Here is a 15,876-nt window from a genome sequence, read left to right as displayed (position 1 = left end):
TCCCCCGCTCAGACCGGCTGGTAGTGGATCAACATCCGCTCGCCCGCGTAGAAGCCGGTGCGCATGTCCTCGCTCCAGCGCTCGAACTCGCTGCCGTACTTGGTCTCGTAGAGGGCCAGCAGCCGGTCGAGGACGGCGCGGTCGGTCTCGAAGCGCGCCTTCGCGTCGAAGCAGGGCGCCGCGCGGAAGGCCTCGTTGCGGCCGCTGCCGGTGAGCCCGGTCTTCCAGGCTCCGTGATCCCCCACCCAGATCCGCGCGCGATCGAGCTGGCGGTCGCGCAGCGCGCGCACCTTCCAGGTGCCGCGCCGGGTGTTGACCAGGACCGCGCCGTCGAGCCAGCCGAACCAGACCTCGCCGTGGCAGGCGCTCTCCTCCCCGCTCGCGAGCAGCGGCGAGACGTACACGAAGCGGCTCGTCTCGAGCAGCGGGAGCGCCGCGGGCGGCGCTCCCTCCGCAGGTGCCCGCCCCGGCCGCGCGAGCCAGGCGGCTGCGCCGGCGGCGGCCGCCAGGAACCCGCGCCGATCGAGATCAGATGCCCGAGCCACCGCTCTCCTCTCCGACGTGGATTCCACACTCCCGGGTGTCGGCGCTCTCCCACCACCAGCGGCCGGCGCGGACGTCGTCGCCGGGCTGGATGGCGCGCGAGCAGGGCTCGCAGCCGACGGAGGGATAGCCTTCGCGGTGCAGGCGGTTCACCGGCACCTGGTGCTCGCGGACGTAGGCCCAGACCTGGTCGTGGCTCCAGTCCGCCAGCGGGTTGATCTTGACCAGGCCTCCGTGGGCGGCGTCGATCTCGACCTTCGGGGCGTCCTGGCGCGTGACGCCCTGCTCCCGGCGCAGGCCGGCCACCCAGGCGTCGACGCCGGCCTCGGCGAAGTAGCGCCGCATCGGCTCCACCTTGCGCAGCCGGCAGCAGAGCTGGCGGCTGGCCACCGACTCGTAGAAGAGGTTCTGGCCGTGCCGGCGGACCATGTCCTGCACCGCCTGGGCGTCCGGGAACACCACCTCGACCCGGACCCCGTAGCGATCGCGCACGCGGTCGACGAGGTCGTGGGTCGCCTGCGGGAGCCGGCCCGTGTCGAGCATGAAGACGCGCGCCGCGGGCTCGATGCGCTGCATCATGTCGAGGATCACGAGCCCTTCGGGCGCGCCGAACGAGCACGAGAGCGCAAGGCGCGGATGGAAGCGCGCGAGACCCCAGCGCAGCAGCGCCTCGGCGCCCAGGGCTTCGAGCCGCCCGCTCGCGATCTCGGCGAGCGCCGCCGGCTCGGAGCGCGGCGCGCCGGCGCTGGGGTTGGCGATGGTCTCGGCGGCTGCCATCTCGACGCCTCTCATCTCGGAGCGACCCCTCCGGCGCGCATCCGGACCGGCGAAGCCGGTGCGGCAATTTCCGACTTCGCTGCCGATAATGCAACTCCCGTATTTCCGAGTCGATCAGCGTTGAAATGATCCCTCAATCGGGGCCGATGCCGATTCGATGGAGACCCCCATGGAGACGGGCCCGCCGGTGTGCCTCGACCCTGCCGTCGCCGGCGAGCTCGCGCAGCTCGAGGCGCTGCGCCGGATGGCGCTCGGGGCCGCGCACGCCTGGAACAACGCGCTCACCGCCATCCTCGGCGAGCTCCGCTGGCTCGCGGAGGAGCGCCCCGGCGACCCGGTGGTGGCACGCGCCTGCGCCGGCATCGAGCGCGAGGCGCAGCGCTGCGTGCGGCTCGGCCGCGCGCTCCAGACGCGCGGCGCCTGGCGGCCCGGCGAGCCGGGCGAGGTGGACCTCGGGGCGCTGGCCCGCGGCCTCGCGCCGGTGCTGCGCGAGACGGTGAGCGCGAGCGTCGAGCTCTCCTGGGACGTGCCGGCCGAGACGCCCTGGGTGCGCGGGCGGCGCGCCGATGCCGAGCTCCTGCTGCTGCTCGCCGCGCAGGCGCTGCTGCGTGAGGCGCCGGGCGGGAGCGAGCTGCACGTCGCGGTCGGCAAGCCCTGCGGCCGACATCTCGAGGTGTCGATGGAGCGGCGCTCGCCCGAGGCCGCCGCGCCGAGCCCGGGCGGCCCGTGGCTGGCGCTCGTCGAGGAGGCGGCCCGGATGCTGGCAGCAAGGTCGGACGCAGACTGGCGCGTGGACGCCGCCGCGGGTCACGCGACGGTGCGCTTCACCTGCGCCTGAGAGCCTGTGAAGGAATCGGCTCGGTCACCGGCGACGGCGCGCTGCTCGGTCGCCGATTCCTTCACAGGCTCCGAGCGGACGGACGGCGCGCGGGTCCCGCACGCGCGCGGCGAGCGCCGCGATCGGCTCGCCGAGGGTCGGGTGCACGAGCCTCGGCGCCAGCGCCGTCAGGGGCTCCAGCACGAAGGGCCGCTCGGCGAGGCGCGGGTGCGGGAGCGTCAGGCCGGGCTCGTCGAGCACGCGCTCGCCGTGGAGGAGCAGGTCGAGGTCGAGGCTGCGGGCCGCGTTGGGCACGCTCCGCACGCGGCCGGCCTCCCGCTCGATCGCGAGCAGCGCGTCGAGGAGCGCGCGCGGCCCGAGCTCCGTGCGCAGCTTCGCCACCGCGTTGAGGAAGGGGCCCTGGGGCGGTGGCCCCACCGGATCCGTCTCGAAGACCGGCGACACCGCTGTGAGGGCGGTCTCCGGCAGCTCGGCGAGGCGGCGCAGCGCCAGCGCCAGGTGCGCGTCGCGATCGCCGAGATTCGTGCCGATCGAGACGTAGGCGTCCTCGCTCACCCGAGCGCCTCGTCCTCGCGGGTGGCGCGCTCGAGCGTGAGCGGGCGGCGCGTCGCGAAGGGCGCCGAGCGCACCGGGCAGGCCTCGACGGGACAGCCCGCGCAGTAGCGGGGACGGCAGGGGTCGAAGTGGACGATCACCTCGCCAGGCAGGCCCGCGCCGCGGAGCGCCACCTTCTCGACCTGCTCGCTGATCCCGTGCAGGCGGTCGGCGTCGAAGTAGCGTGGCACCACCAGGTGCAGGTCGACGTGCTCGGCGGCGCCCGAGCGCCACGCGCGCAGGCTGTGGGCGTCGATCCACCAGGGCTCGCGCGCGCCCTCGAGCGCGGCGACGATGTTCTGCAGCGTCTCGGGATCGGCCTCGTCCATGAGCCCGCCGACCGCCTGGCGCGCGAGCCGCCAGCCGGTGCGCAGGATCTGGAGCGCGACCGCCAGCGCGACCAGCGGGTCGAGCACCACCCAGCCGGTGACGCGCACGGCCGCGAGCCCGACCAGCACCCCGGCGCTGGTGAGGACGTCGGTGAGCAGGTGCCGGCCGTCGGCGACGAGCGCCAGCGAGCGCACGCGGCGGCCCACCCGGACCAGGTGCCAGCCCACCAGCGCGTTGGCCGCCGTGCCCGCCGCCACGAGGCCGAGCCCGAGCTCGAGCTGGCGGAGCGCGGGGCCCCGCCACAACGCGCGCAGCGCTTCGGCCGCGATCCAGAGCGCGGCGACGCCGATCAGGGTTCCCTCCACGCCGGCGGAGAAGAACTCGACCTTGCCGTGGCCATAGGGGTGGTCGCGGTCGGCGGGCCGGACGGAGACGTAGAGGCTGAAGAGCAGCAGCGCGGCCGCCACCACGTTCACGATCGACTCGAGGGCGTCCGAGAGCACCGCCGCCGAGCCGGTGAGCCGCCAGGCGGCGAGCTTCACGGCGAAGACGGCGGCGCCGGTCCCGAGCGCCAGCCAGCCGGCGCGCAGGCGCGCGCGGGCGGCAAGCCCGTCGGTGAGGGACGCAGCGCTCGGCGCAGCCATCGCCGCAGGATAGGGCGCGACGGCGCGCGGAGCCCCGCAAGCGCCGCGCGCAGCTCCCGGGTCGGGCCGGCCGCTACATTGCGGCCGTGACGCCGCCGCGCAACCTGCCGCCTGCCCTCGTGAGCGAGGTCCCCGGCCCGCGCTCGCGCGCCCTGGCGGCGCGCCTCGCGCGCGTCGAGTCACGCAACGTCACCTGCCTCGCGCCCGAGCCGCCGATCTTCTGGGAGCGCGCCGCCGGCGCCAACGTCTGGGACGCCGACGGCAACCGCTTCGTCGACCTCGGCGCCGGCTTCGGCGTCGCGAGCGCGGGGCACGCCCACCCGCGCGTGGTGGCGGCGCTCGGCGCGCAGGGCGCGACGCTCCTGCACGCGATGGGCGACGTCCATCCGGCGGCGGTCAAGGTGGAGCTGCTGGAGCGCCTGGCGGCGCTCTTCCCGGGCGGCGGCCCGGCGCGCGCGGTGCTCGGCTCGTCGGGCTCGGACGCCGTCGAGGCGGCGCTCGAGACCGCCGCGCTCGCGACCGGCCGCGCCGGGGTGGTCGCCTTCGAGGGCGCCTACCACGGCCTCTCGCTCGGCGCGCTCGACGCCACCTGGCGTCCGGAGTTCCGGGCGCCCTTCGCGGCGCGCCTGCCCGGCGCCACCGTCTTCGCCCGCTTCGGCGACGTCTCCAGCGTGTCGCGGGCGACAGCCGGGGCGCGCCCGCCGGTCGGCGCCGTGCTGGTCGAGCCGATCCAGGGCCGCGGGGGCGAGCGGATCCCCCCCGACGGCTTCCTCGCGGGCCTGCGCGCGCTCTGCGACCGCGAAGGCTGGCTGCTGATCGCCGACGAGGTCTACACCGGACTGGGACGGACCGGGCGGACCTGGGCGGTCGACCACGAGGGCGTGGTCCCGGACCTGCTGTGCGCGGGCAAGGGGCTCGCCGGAGGCATGCCCGTCTCGGCCTGCCTGGGCCGCGCGGCGGTGATGGACGCCTGGCCCGCCTCGACCGGCGAATCGCTCCACACCCAGACCTTCCTCGGCCACCCGCCGGGCTGCGCGGCCGCGCTGGCGGCGCTCGCCGTGCTCGAGGAGGAGAAGCTCGCCGCCCGCGCGGCCACGCTGGGCGCGCGGGTGCTCGCCCACCTGCGCGCGCGGCTCGCGCCGGCGCTCGCCGCCGGGCACGTGCGCGCCGTGCGCGGGCGCGGGCTCCTCCTCGGGATCGAGTGCGACGAGGGCGCGCGCGCGCTGCGCGCCTGCGCCGAGGCGCTCCGGCGCGGCGTCATCGTGATCCCCTCCGGTGACGCGGGGGAGGTCGTCTCGGTGACGCCGCCGCTCACGATCGAGGAGGACCTGCTGCTCGGCGCCCTCGACCTCCTCGCGGAGGCGCTCGCGGCGTGAAGGCCGGCGCGCCGCCGGGCGCGCGCGGGCCCGACCCCGCGCGCGCGGAGCTCGACGCGCGCGTCCTCGCCTGGATGCGCGAGCCGCTGTCCGGGCCGGCGGACGCCGGCGACGAGCCCCGCTTCGACGCGCTCGCGCGCGCCCTGTTCGCGTTCCAGTTCGCGCACTGCGCGCCCTACCGGCGCTTCTGCGCGGGGCGCGGGCGGACCCCGGAGACGGTCGCCCATTGGCGCGCGATCCCGGCGGTGCCGGCGGGGGCCTTCAAGGAGCTCGCGCTGCGCAGCTTCCCCGAGCCCTGCGAGGCCCACGCCTTTCGCACCAGCGGCACCGCCGCGGAGCGGCGCGGCGTCCTGCACCTCGACACGCTCGCGCTCTACGAGGCCTCGCTCCTGCCGAGCTTCCGGCGCGGCGTAGTGCCGGACCTCGCGCCCGGCGCGCGGGCGCGGCTGCGGATCCTGGCGCCCGCGCCGGCCGAGGCGCCCGACTCCTCGCTCTCCCACATGTTCGGCGTGGTCCTGGCGGCGCTCGGCGACGCCGGGAGCGGCTTCGACGTGCGCGGCGGAGCGCTCGACGCCGCGGGCCTGCTCGCGGCCCTCGAGTGCGCCGGCGCCGAGGGCGTGCCGGTCGCCCTGTGCGGCACCGCCTTCGGCTTCGTGCACCTGCTCGACGCGCTGGCCGCACGCGGCGCGCGGCTCGCGCTGCCCGCCGGCTCGCGCGTCATGGAGACGGGCGGCTTCAAGGGCCGCTCGCGCGAGCTGCCGCGCGAGGCGCTCTACGAAGGCATCGCGAGCGCGCTCGGCGTCCCGGCCACCCGGATCGTGAACCAGTACGGGATGACGGAGCTGGGCTCGCAGTTCTACGACTCGGTCCTGTGTTCCCCAGGCGAGCCGCGCCGCAAGCTCGCCCCTCCCTGGGCGCGGGTGCGCGTGATCGACCCCGAGACCGGCGAGGACGCGGCGCCCGGCGCCATCGGCGTGATCCGCATCCACGACCTCGCCAACACCGGCAGCGTCGCCGCGATCGAGACCGCGGACCTGGGCCGCACGGTCGCGGGCGGCTTCGAGGTGCGGGGCCGCGAGCCAGGCGCCGAGGCGCGCGGCTGCTCGATCGCAGCCGACGAGATGCTGGCGCCGTGAGCGCCGGCGCCGAGGTCGCGGGCGCGCTCGCGCGCCTGCGCGAGGCCGGCGCGGAGCTGCGCGCGCGCGCGCCCGCCCAGGTCCACGCGGCGCTCGCCGACGTGCTCGACGCCTGGCGCGCGCCCGGGTCGCCCTGGCAGGCGGAGCTCGTGGAGCGCCTGCCGGCCTGTACCGGCTTCTCGCCGGAGACCGTGCGCCGGGGCCTCGCGCTCGGGCTCGCGCCGCTCGGCGGCGAGGCGCTCCACGCGCTCGTGCGCAGCGAGCTCGGCGGCACGGAGGCGCTCGACCCGCGTGCCGCGGCGTCGTGGCAGGGCTTCGCGACCACCGCCGTCGTGCTGGCCGGAGCGATCCCGCTCCCCACGGTGACGGCAATGATCGCCCCGCTCGTCCTGCGCTCGCCGGTGCTGGTCAAGCTTCCGGCGCACGACCCCGTCACGGCTCCGCTCCTGGCCCGCGCGCTCGCCGAGCGGATGCCGGAGCTCGGCGCGTGCATCGCGATCGCCGACTTCCGCCGCGACGACCCGGCCGCGCTCGACGCCCTGTGCCGGGCCGAGTGCGTCGTCGCGACCGGCAGCGACGCGGCGATCGCGGCGCTCGCCGCGCGCGTCGCGCCGGCCCGGCGCTTCGTCGGGCACGGCCACCGCGTCTCGCTGGCGGTGATCGGCGAGGCGGCCACGCGCGGGGCCGCGCTGCTGCGCGCCGCGCGCGGCGTCGCGCTCGACACGGCGCTCTGGGACCAGCTCGGCTGCCTCTCGCCGATCGCGGTCTTCGTGCTCGGCGACCTGCGCGCGGCGGAGCGCTTCGCCGAGGCGCTGGCCGGCGCGCTCACGGCGCTCGAGCACCGCATGCCGCGCGGCCGCATCGAGCCCGCCGCGGCGGCAGCGATCACGCGCGAACGAGCCGAGGCCGAGCTGCGCGCCGCGGCGGGCGAGCCCGTCGCGCTCCGCACCGGGAGCGGCACCGCCTGGACCGTCGTCTGCGAGGCCGGCGCGCGGCTGCGTCCGGCGCCGCTCCACCGCTTCGTGCGCGTCCAGGCGGTGACGCCGCCGGAGCTCGGCGGCGTCCTGCGCGGCGCGCCGCTCGCCGGGCTCGCGACCTGCGCCGTCCCGCACGGCCTGCTCCTCGACGGCGAGGCCTCGCGCCGGTGCGCGCCGGGCCGGCTCCAGACCCCACCCCTCGCCTGGCCGCGCGGGGGCCTCGGCGTCCTGACCTCGCTCGCGCGCCGCGCCACGATCGAGAGCGACGCCTAGCGCGACGTCCGCGGTCCGGAAGCAGGTGAGCGGTCAGCGCACCTCGAACTGCTGGGTGCCGACGGACTTGCCGTCGGCCAGGATCTCGACCTGGTAGCGGCCGGGCGGAAGCCCGCCGGCGTTCGAGATGTGGAACTCCGAGGCGGCGGGGCCCCGGGGCGCGATCGTCTGGGTCGTCTCGTCGACCACCTGCCCGTCCTCGAAGGTCCAGCGCGCGGTGAGGGTCACGCTCGGCGCGCTGCCGTCGCTCGCGACCGACGTATAGATCGTGTCGCCGGGTGCGAGCGTCGCGGTCGGTGCGGTCACGCGCCGGTCGGCGTTGACGGCGTTGCCGACCTCGATGCTGGTGACCCGGAACGGGGCGGGCGCCGGGGCCGCCGTGGGCGGCGGGCTCTCGACCTTGGGCACCGGTGCCGGCGCGGGCGCCGGGGCCGCGGGGGCCGTCTCGGAGCGTTTGCAGGCGCCGAGCGCCAGCGGCGCGGCGAGGGCGGCGACGGCCGCCAGACGCAGGACGTGGCGATGCATGGGACCTCCTCGAGCGACTCAGTCCGGGATGCGCAGCACCTGGCCCGGGTGGATCAGGTCGGGGTTCTCGATCTGGTCGCGATTCGCCTCGAAGATGCGCTTCCACTGATTGGCGTCACCGTAGGCCTTCCGGGCGATCTTCGAGAGGCTGTCGCCCTGGGCCACCGTGTAGGTCTTCTCCGGCACGGGGCCAGGAGCCGGCGCGCTCGACGAGGCGCCGCTGCGCACCTTCGAGAAGTCCGCCTTCGGCTTCGCGCCGCCGCCGCTCTCGGCAGCCTGCGCGAAGGGTGCGGGGCCCCGCAACGGGTCGGAGGACTGGGCCTGGGCCGCGACGTCGCGCAGCCGCTCGGCCGGCGGCACCTGCCCGCCGGGCGTGAGCTTGTCGATCAGCTTGGGCAGCAGCACCGCGAGCGCCGCTGCGCCGGCGATCCCGCCGAGCCCCGCCCGCGAGGCCACGCCGTCGAGCGGGCTGCCGCGCAGCGCGCGGTCGAGCGCGCTCGGCTCCACCGGCTGGTTCGCGCCGGCGCCGATCCAGGAGGAGATCACGTCGCCGAGACCGGCGCCCTGGAGGCGCCGGGAGAGGCCTTCGATGCCCGCCTCCTGGCCGCCCCCGGCGAGCGACGCGAGGACGCCCCGCACGAGCGCACCCGCCTGGTCGTTCGACACGTTGCGGTCGCTGGCGGTCAGCGATCCGACGAGCTCGTCGAGGAGACCCATGACTCCCTCCACCGCGTGCGCCCGACCTCGCCCCGGTCCGAGCCTCGCCCGAGGGGGGGGCGGAGTCAAGCGGCAATTCGCGCGCGGGGTCCCTCAGGGCTCCGGCCGCTCGCCCTCGGAGCGCACGAGCGCGAGCAGGAGCACGCCGGCAACGATCGCCACGTCCGCGAGGTTGAAGACGCCCGTGCGCAGGGGACCGATCCCGAGGCTCACGAAGTCCGTCACCGCGCCCGCACCGACCCGGTCGAGCCAGTTGCCGAGCCCGCCCCCGACCACGAGGCCGAGGCCCACCATCGCGGCCGCCGACACCTCGCGCGAGCGCAGCACGAGCGCACAGACCACGAGCAGGCAGGCCGGCACCAGGCCGACGAAGACGACCCGCCGCCAGACGGGCGGGAGGCCGTCGCCGAGGCTCAGGAACCCTCCCGTGTTCGCGGCGAGCTGGAAGCGGACCGCGTCGCCGGCGAGCGAGATCGGCGGAGCGCCCTCCAGCCGCTCGACGGCGAGCTGCTTGGTCGCCTGGTCGCAGCCCACCGCCAGCAGGAGCACGGTCGCGAAGACGAGGGTACGGCCACGCACGTTCCGGCTCTCCCTGACGCAGCGACGCCGCCGACACGCTACCAAATGCGCCAGACCCCCATGCGGGCCGCCCTTCGCCGAAGCGGCACTGCGCGAGGTCGAGGCCATGCAGGTGACGGCGCGCGAGGCAGGGGACAGCTCGTGAACCGCCGCGGCTTCCTGCGCCTGCTGCTCCTCGCCAGCGGCGCCGCCGCCGGCCTGCGCGCGCGCGCCGAGGAGGAGCCCCCGGCGCGCGCGCCCGGCGTCCCCACCGTCGAGCCCTTCGAGCTGCCGAAGGCGCGCTGGAAGGAGCTCCTCCCCGCCGACGCCTACGCGGTGCTCTTCGAGGAGGCGACCGAGCCCGCCCGCACGAGCCCGCTCGACCGCGAGAAGCGCGCGGGCACCTACCTGTGCGCCGCGTGCTTCCTGCCCCTGTTCGCCTCGCAGGCGAAGTTCGAGAGCGGCACGGGCTGGCCGAGCTTCTCCGACCACCTGCCGGGCGCGATCGGCACGAGGCGCGACTTCTCGCTGCTGTGGCCGCGCACCGAGTACCACTGCGCCCGCTGCGGCGGCCACCAGGGCCACGTCTTCTCCGACGGCCCCGCGCCGACGGGCCTGCGCTACTGCAACAACGGCGTCGCGCTGCGTTTCGTTCCCGAGAGCGAGCCGCTGCCGGCGCTGCGGACGGGCGCCTGAGGCGCCGCCCGAGCCCGGGAGGGAGGAGGCTCCGTGGCCAGGAAGAGGCGGAGTTCCCGCGCCAAGCCCCGTGGCGCAGCCGCGCGCCGCCCGCGCGCCCGCGCCTCCGCTCCGCCCGCGCCGGCCCTGCGAGCGCTCCCGGAGCTCGGCGACGCAGACGTCGAGCGCCTGCTCGCCACCGGCGAGCACCGGGGCGTGCTCGAGGACGCCTTCGGGCCCGAGCTCACGCGCGAGCTCGAGGAGCTCGCGCGCGAGGCGCGCCGCGAGCCCCGGCGCGGCGGGCCGCCGGTCTGGATCCTGCCCGGGATCATGGGCTCGCAGCTCGGGCGGCGCCGGAAGGGCGCGGCCGACGTGATCTGGATCGACCCCTTCGAGATCGCCCGCGGCCGGCTGCTCGCGCTGGCGCTGCCCGACGCCGGCAGGATCGTGCCGTGCGGCGTCGTGCTCTTCGCCTACCTGAAGCTCGCGCTGCGCCTGCGCCTGGCCGGCTTCGACGCCGCGTTCGTGCCCTTCGACTGGCGCCAGAGCGTCCGCGACGCGGGCAGCGAGCTGGCCGACCGGCTCGAGGCGGCGCCCGCCAGGGTGCACCTCGTCGCCCACAGCATGGGCGGGCTCGTGGCGCGCGCCGCCCTCGCGCGCCCGCAGGCGGCGCGCCGGATCGCGCGCCTGGTGATGCTCGGCACGCCGAACCACGGCTCCTTCGGCCCGGTGCAGGCGCTGCGCGGCAGCTACTCGCTCGCGCGCAAGCTCGCGGCGCTCGACCTCGCCCACGGGCCCGAGGAGCTCGCGAGCCGGCTCTTCGCGACCTTCCCGGGCCTGCACGAGCTGCTGCCCCGGCCCGAGCGCTGGAACGGCGTCGATCTCTACGACGCGGCCGCCTGGCCCGGCGGCGCTCCCGCGCCCCGCCAGGCGATGCTCGACGCCGCGCGCTCCGTGCAGCGCGCGCTCCCCGAGCCGGCCGGCGACGAGCGCATCGCGCTGATCGCCGGCGTCGACCAGGAGACGGTCGTCGGCGTGAGCTTCGAGGACGGCGAGGTCTCCTACGACCTCGGCCGGGAGGGCGACGGCACCGTCCCGCTCGAGCTCGCGCTGCTGCGCGGCACGCGCACCTGGTACGTCGAGGAGGCGCACGGCAGCCTGCCCAACAACGGCGCGGTCGCGGAGGCCGTCGTCGACCTGCTCCGCGGCGGGGACACGAGCCGGCTCCCCACGAGCTGGGCGCCGCCGGGGCGCGCGCGCGCGCGCCGCGTGCGGGAGGCAGAGCTGCCGCAGGACCCGATCGCGCTGCGCGAGCCCGGCTCCTGGAGCACCCGCGACACGCGCCAGCTCGCCGACGAGTGGGTCTCCGCGCGCGCCCGCGCGGCCGGGCCGCCGCTGGCGGTGCCCGGTGCACGGCTCGACGGGGCCGGCGCGCCGCCGCCCGGCCTCCGGCACTCGCTGCGCGACGTCGAGGTGACGCGCCGCCGCGCCCACGGCATCGAGCTGTGCCTCGCGCACGGCAGCATCACCGAGGCGCCCGCGCGCTCGCTCACGCTCGGCATCTTCCAGGGCGTCGACCCGGCCGGCGCCGCCCGCGCGATCGACGAGCGGATGGCCGGCGTGGTGCGCGAGTTCATCACCCGCCGGATGCTCTCGGCCGAGGTCGGCGCCGTCTCGGTCCTCCCGACCGGGCGCCACCTGCTGCACGCCGACAGCGTGCTCTTCGTCGGCCTCGGGTCCTTCGACGGCTTCCGCGACGAGGTGCAGCAGTTCGTCGCCGAGAACATCGTGCGTACCTTCGTGCGCACGCACGTCGAGGACTTCGCGACGGTCCTCTTCGGTGCCGGCTCGGGCTGGAGCGTGGAGGGGCTGCTCTACAACCAGCTCCGGGGCTTCGTGCGCGGGCTCCTCGACGCCGACCGCGAGCATCGCATGCGCCGCATCACGATCTGCGAGACCCACCCCGAGCGCTACCAGGAGCTGAAGGAGGAGCTCTACCGGCTGGCGAGCACGGAGCTCTTCGGTGAGCTGGTCGTGACCTTCGACGAGGCCCGGCTGCCCGAGCCGCCGCTGCTCGGCGAGGCCGTGCGGCGCGCGCCTGCGCCGCGCAGCCAGGCCTACCTCGTCGTCCACCGCGAGGAGCGCAGCGACGCGACCCAGGTGTTCCGCTCGGCGGTGCTGACCGCGACCGGCCGGGCCGCGGTCGTGGCCGGGGCCCGCACGGTGGCGGACCGCGATCTCGACCGGCTCCTCGCGCGGATCGAGTCGCGCAGCTTCACCGCGGCGCGGCTCGCGGCCTTCGGCAGCGAGCTCGGAGCGCTGGTGCTCGACCCGACGGTCTCGGAGGTGCTGGCCGGGCAGCGCGAGTGCCACCTGGTGGTGGTCCACGACGCGGTGTCGTCGCGGATCCCCTGGGAGACCCTGTGCATCGACGGCTGGTTCCCCGCGGCCGAGCAGGGCCTCTCGCGCCGCTACGCCGCGCAGAACCTCTCGGTCGCGAAGTGGCTCGAGGAGCGCCGGCTCGGCGAGACCCTGGAGCTCCTGCTCGTCACGAACCCGACCGCGGACCTCGACGGCGCCGAGCGCGAGGCCCGGCGCCTGAAGGCGCTCTTCCCGAGCGGGAGCGCGGTGCGCCTCGAGGAGGTCGCACGCGAGCAGGCGACCCGCGCCGAGCTGCTCGCCCGGCTGCGCTCGGGCCGCTACGACGTGGTGCACTACGCGGGCCACGCCTTCTTCGACCCCGAGGCGCCGGCCCGCTCCGGGATCCTCTGCCACGGCGACGAGGTGCTCTCGGGCGCGCACCTCGCCGGGCTCGCGCACCTGCCCGCACTGGTGTTCTTCAACGCCTGCGAGGCGGGCCGGATCCGCTCGCCGGCGCTGCGCCGGCGCCGCGAGCTCGACGTCCGGCGCCGGGTCGACCGCACGATCGGCTTCGCCGAGGCCTTCCTGCGCGGCGGCGTCGCGAACTACGTGGGGACCTACTGGCCCGTCGGCGACGACGGGGCCGAGGCCTTCGCCACGACCTTCTACGGCGAGCTCGCCACCGGCGCCCCGATCGGCACGGCCCTCCAGGCCGGCCGCCGCGCGGTGCGCGAGCTCGCCTCGGTGGACTGGGCGGACTACGTCCACTACGGGACCTGTGACTTCGCCTTGAAGCGCGAGGGCTGAGCCATGACGGGCGCTGCGGGCCGCGCGCGGATCGGGGCCGCCGGGCGGATCGGCGTGATCGGGATCGTGCTGCTCGCGGGCGCCGCCAGCCGCGCCGAGCCGGCTGCCCCCGAGCCGGGCGAGCCTGGGACGGCCAGCGCCGTCTTCGCGGGCGGCTGCTTCTGGTGCATGGAGCCGCCCTTCGACGCGCTCGACGGCGTGCTCTCCACCACCTCGGGCTACACCGGCGGGAGCCTCGCGAACCCGACCTACGAGCAGGTCTCGGCCGGCGGCACCGGCCACGTCGAGGCGGTGCAGGTGCGCTACGACCCGCAGCGCGTCGGCTACGCGAAGCTCCTCGAGGTCTACTGGCGCAACGTGGACGCGCTCGACGACGGCGGGCAGTTCTGCGACCGCGGCGAGTCGTACCGGAGCGCGATCTTCGTGGGCGACGCCGAACAGCGGCGCCTGGCCGAGGCGTCGAAGCGCGCGATCGCCGCGCGGCTCGGCGGGCCCGTCGCGACCACGATCCGCGACGCCGCGCCCTTCTACCCGGCCGAGGAGTACCACCAGGACTACGCGCGGAAGAACCCCCTCCGCTACCGCTTCTACCGCAGCCGCTGCGGGCGCGACGCGCGGCTCGAACGGCTCTGGGGCGGCGCCCCAGTCCACTGAGCGCGTCCTCCCCGGAGGGACGACCCCATCTATAATCAGGGATGGATTCAGTCCTCTATTTACCGGACTGGAGCGGTCCCCTAATCTCGGAGCCGTTCGCCGGCGGCTCGTCGCCGCCCGCGGTCCCGAGGTCCCGCGCGTTGCTCCGCATGAGCCGCATCACCGACTACGGCATCGTCCTGCTGACCCACCTGGCAGCCGGCGCCGGCGACCAGGTGCACAACGCCCGCGAGCTCGCCCGCCGCGCCGGCCTCCCGCTCCCGGTCGTGAGCAAGATCCTGAAGATCCTGACCCGCGAGGGCTTCCTGCTCTCGCACCGGGGGATCAAGGGCGGCTACGCGCTGGCGCGCCGGCCCGGGGAGATCTCGGTCGCCTCGATCATCGACGCGCTCGAGGGGCCGATCGCGCTCACCGAGTGCGGGACCGAGGCGCACGGCGCCTGCGCGCGCGAGTCGCGCTGCGCGGTGCGCCAGCCCTGGCAGCAGATCAACCGCGAGGTGCGCAAGGCGCTCGCGCGCGTGCGCCTCGCGGACCTCGTGCCCCCGGGCGGCCCGGCGCCGCCGCACCGCGTCCTCCTGACCCTCACCGATCCGCCGCCGGCGCCGCCGTCCGGCGCACCGGCCGAATAGGAGAGAGCCGCCGCGATGGCCAACGAGACCCTCGAGCAGCTCGCCCGCGCCGACTACGAGTGGGGCTTCACGACCGACGTCGAGCAGGACGTGCTCGAGCCCGGCCTCTCGGAGGACGTGATCCGCCTGATCTCGACCAAGAAGGGCGAGCCCGCGTGGATGCTCGACTGGCGCCTCGCGGCCTATCGGCGCTGGACCCGGATGGAGGAGCCGCACCACTGGGCCCGCGTCGCCTTCCCGCCGATCGACTACCAGGCGATCCGCTACTACGCGGCCCCGAAGCAGAAGAAGAAGCTCGAGAGCCTCGACGAGCTCGATCCCGAGATCCGCCGCACCTACGAGAAGCTCGGCATCCCGCTCGACGAGCAGAAGATGCTGGCCGGCGTGGCGGTGGACGCGGTCTTCGACTCGGTGTCGGTGGCGACGACCTTCAAGAAGGAGCTCGAGAAGCACGGGATCGTCTTCCTGCCCTTCTCGGAGGCGGTGCACCGCGTGCCCGAGCTGGTGCAGCAGTACCTGGGCTCGGTGGTGCCGCAGGGGGACAACTTCTTCGCCGCCCTGAACTCGGCGGTCTTCACCGACGGCTCGTTCGTCTACATCCCGCCCGGCGTGCGCTGCCCGATGGAGCTCTCCACCTACTTCCGGATCAACGCCTCCGAGACCGGCCAGTTCGAGCGCACCCTGATCATCGCCGACCGCGGCGCACACGTGAGCTACCTCGAGGGCTGCACGGCGCCGCAGCGCGACGAGAACCAGCTCCACGCCGCGGTCGTCGAGCTGGTCGCGCTCGACGACGCCGAGATCAAGTACTCGACGGTCCAGAACTGGTACCCCGGCGACGCCGAGGGGCGCGGCGGGATCTACAACTTCGTGACCAAGCGCGGCAAGTGCGCCGGGCGCCGCTCGAAGATCTCCTGGACGCAGGTGGAGACCGGCTCGGCGATCACCTGGAAGTACCCGAGCTGCATCCTGCAGGGCGACGACTCGGTGGGCGAGTTCTACTCGGTGGCCCTGACCGCCAGGCACCAGCAGGCCGACACCGGGACCAAGATGATCCACATCGGCAAGCGCACCCGGAGCACGATCGTCTCGAAGGGCATCTCGGCCGCCCACGGCCAGAACTCCTACCGGGGCCTGGTGCGGATCCAGAAGGGCGCCGACGGGGCCCGCAACTACTCGCAGTGCGACTCGCTGCTGATCGGCGACCGCTGCGGTGCGCACACCTTCCCCTACCTCGAGGTGCAGAACCCGACGGCGCAGGTGGAGCACGAGGCCACCACCTCGAAGATCGGCGAGGACCAGCTCTTCTACTGCCAGCAGCGCGGGCTCTCCGAGGAGGACGCCGTGAACCTGATCGTGAACGGCTTCTGCAAGCGCGTGCTGAAGGAGCTGCCGATGGAGTTCGCCGTGGAGGCGCAGAAGCTGCTCGGCGTGAGCCTCGAAGGAGCCGTGGGATGAGCGT

The 15,876-nt window shown here is 75.7% G+C and carries 16 protein-coding genes; 9 read left to right on the top strand and 7 right to left on the bottom strand.

Annotated features, from left to right (window positions below; genetic code table 11):
* Positions 1–8: 8 nt before the first annotated feature.
* Positions 9–545, bottom strand: coding sequence for a hypothetical protein (locus OZ948_08190; protein ID MEB2344704.1), 537 nt, complete (start codon positions 543–545; stop codon positions 9–11).
* On the bottom strand, positions 529–1,335 hold the full coding sequence (locus tag OZ948_08185) for a phosphoadenylyl-sulfate reductase (GenBank protein MEB2344703.1): 807 nt from the start codon (positions 1,333–1,335) through the stop codon (positions 529–531). Before OZ948_08185 ends, OZ948_08190 begins: the two co-directional genes overlap by 17 nt.
* 142 nt (positions 1,336–1,477) lie before the next feature.
* Between OZ948_08185 and OZ948_08180 the strand changes: the two genes are divergently transcribed.
* Entirely contained in the window at positions 1,478–2,158 is a 681-nt protein-coding gene (locus OZ948_08180; protein ID MEB2344702.1) for a hypothetical protein, read from the top strand.
* 24 nt (positions 2,159–2,182) lie between these two features.
* Here the strand turns inward: OZ948_08180 and folK are convergent, their stop codons facing one another.
* Together folK and OZ948_08170 are read right to left on the bottom strand one after the other, a co-directional pair.
* Positions 2,183–2,713 (bottom strand): 2-amino-4-hydroxy-6-hydroxymethyldihydropteridine diphosphokinase, encoded by a 531-nt coding sequence (gene folK, locus OZ948_08175; GenBank protein ID MEB2344701.1) that lies wholly within the window; start codon positions 2,711–2,713, stop codon positions 2,183–2,185.
* Complete coding sequence (locus OZ948_08170) at positions 2,710–3,726, bottom strand: cation diffusion facilitator family transporter (protein ID MEB2344700.1); 1,017 nt, start codon at positions 3,724–3,726, stop codon at positions 2,710–2,712. Before OZ948_08170 ends, folK begins: the two co-directional genes overlap by 4 nt.
* A gap of 86 nt (positions 3,727–3,812) precedes the next feature.
* Between OZ948_08170 and OZ948_08165 the strand changes: the two genes are divergently transcribed.
* From OZ948_08165 to OZ948_08155, 3 genes are read left to right on the top strand one after another with little or no spacing between them, the layout of a single operon-like run.
* A complete protein-coding gene (locus OZ948_08165; protein ID MEB2344699.1) occupies positions 3,813–5,102 on the top strand; it encodes an aminotransferase class III-fold pyridoxal phosphate-dependent enzyme in 1,290 nt (429 codons plus the stop codon).
* A complete protein-coding gene (locus OZ948_08160; protein MEB2344698.1) occupies positions 5,099–6,238 on the top strand; it encodes a long-chain fatty acid--CoA ligase in 1,140 nt (379 codons plus the stop codon). The genes OZ948_08165 and OZ948_08160 overlap by 4 nt, the downstream gene beginning before the upstream one ends.
* A complete protein-coding gene (locus tag OZ948_08155; protein ID MEB2344697.1) occupies positions 6,235–7,488 on the top strand; it encodes a hypothetical protein in 1,254 nt (417 codons plus the stop codon). The genes OZ948_08160 and OZ948_08155 overlap by 4 nt, the downstream gene beginning before the upstream one ends.
* A 33-nt stretch (positions 7,489–7,521) precedes the next feature.
* Here the strand turns inward: OZ948_08155 and OZ948_08150 are convergent, their stop codons facing one another.
* From OZ948_08150 to OZ948_08140, 3 genes are all read right to left on the bottom strand, one after another.
* Positions 7,522–8,013 (bottom strand): hypothetical protein, encoded by a 492-nt coding sequence (locus OZ948_08150; protein MEB2344696.1) that lies wholly within the window; start codon positions 8,011–8,013, stop codon positions 7,522–7,524.
* 18 nt (positions 8,014–8,031) lie between these two features.
* Positions 8,032–8,730 carry a YidB family protein gene (locus OZ948_08145; protein ID MEB2344695.1) on the bottom strand — a complete coding sequence of 233 codons (699 nt, stop codon included), beginning with the start codon at positions 8,728–8,730 and terminating at the stop codon, positions 8,032–8,034.
* Positions 8,731–8,823: 93 nt separating this feature from the next.
* On the bottom strand, positions 8,824–9,309 hold the full coding sequence (locus OZ948_08140; GenBank protein MEB2344694.1) for a signal peptidase II: 486 nt from the start codon (positions 9,307–9,309) through the stop codon (positions 8,824–8,826).
* 267 nt (positions 9,310–9,576) lie between these two features.
* On the opposite strand from OZ948_08140, the gene msrB reads away from it, so the two are divergent.
* The 5 genes from msrB to sufB all read left to right on the top strand — a co-directional run bounded on the left by msrB (position 9,577) and on the right by sufB (position 15,872).
* Positions 9,577–9,984 (top strand): peptide-methionine (R)-S-oxide reductase MsrB, encoded by a 408-nt coding sequence (msrB, locus tag OZ948_08135; protein ID MEB2344693.1) that lies wholly within the window; start codon positions 9,577–9,579, stop codon positions 9,982–9,984.
* 33 nt (positions 9,985–10,017) lie between these two features.
* Positions 10,018–13,131, top strand: a complete 3,114-nt coding sequence (locus OZ948_08130; protein MEB2344692.1) for a CHAT domain-containing protein — start codon at positions 10,018–10,020, stop codon at positions 13,129–13,131.
* A 3-nt stretch (positions 13,132–13,134) separates the two neighbouring features.
* Positions 13,135–13,785, top strand: a complete 651-nt coding sequence (gene msrA / locus OZ948_08125) for a peptide-methionine (S)-S-oxide reductase MsrA (protein MEB2344691.1) — start codon at positions 13,135–13,137, stop codon at positions 13,783–13,785.
* 149 nt (positions 13,786–13,934) lie between these two features.
* Complete coding sequence (locus OZ948_08120) at positions 13,935–14,414, top strand: SUF system Fe-S cluster assembly regulator (GenBank protein ID MEB2344690.1); 480 nt, start codon at positions 13,935–13,937, stop codon at positions 14,412–14,414.
* 15 nt (positions 14,415–14,429) lie between these two features.
* Positions 14,430–15,872: a Fe-S cluster assembly protein SufB gene (gene sufB, locus OZ948_08115; GenBank protein ID MEB2344689.1), complete on the top strand. Its 1,443-nt coding sequence runs from the start codon at positions 14,430–14,432 to the stop codon at positions 15,870–15,872.
* The last annotated feature ends 4 nt before the right edge of the window (positions 15,873–15,876 follow it).

The organism is Deltaproteobacteria bacterium, assembly GCA_035063765.1.
Lineage (GTDB): Bacteria > Myxococcota_A > UBA9160 > UBA9160 > PR03 > CAADGG01.
Note: the sequence above shows the minus strand (reverse complement) of the source record. Positions and strands in the feature narration are given on the sequence as shown.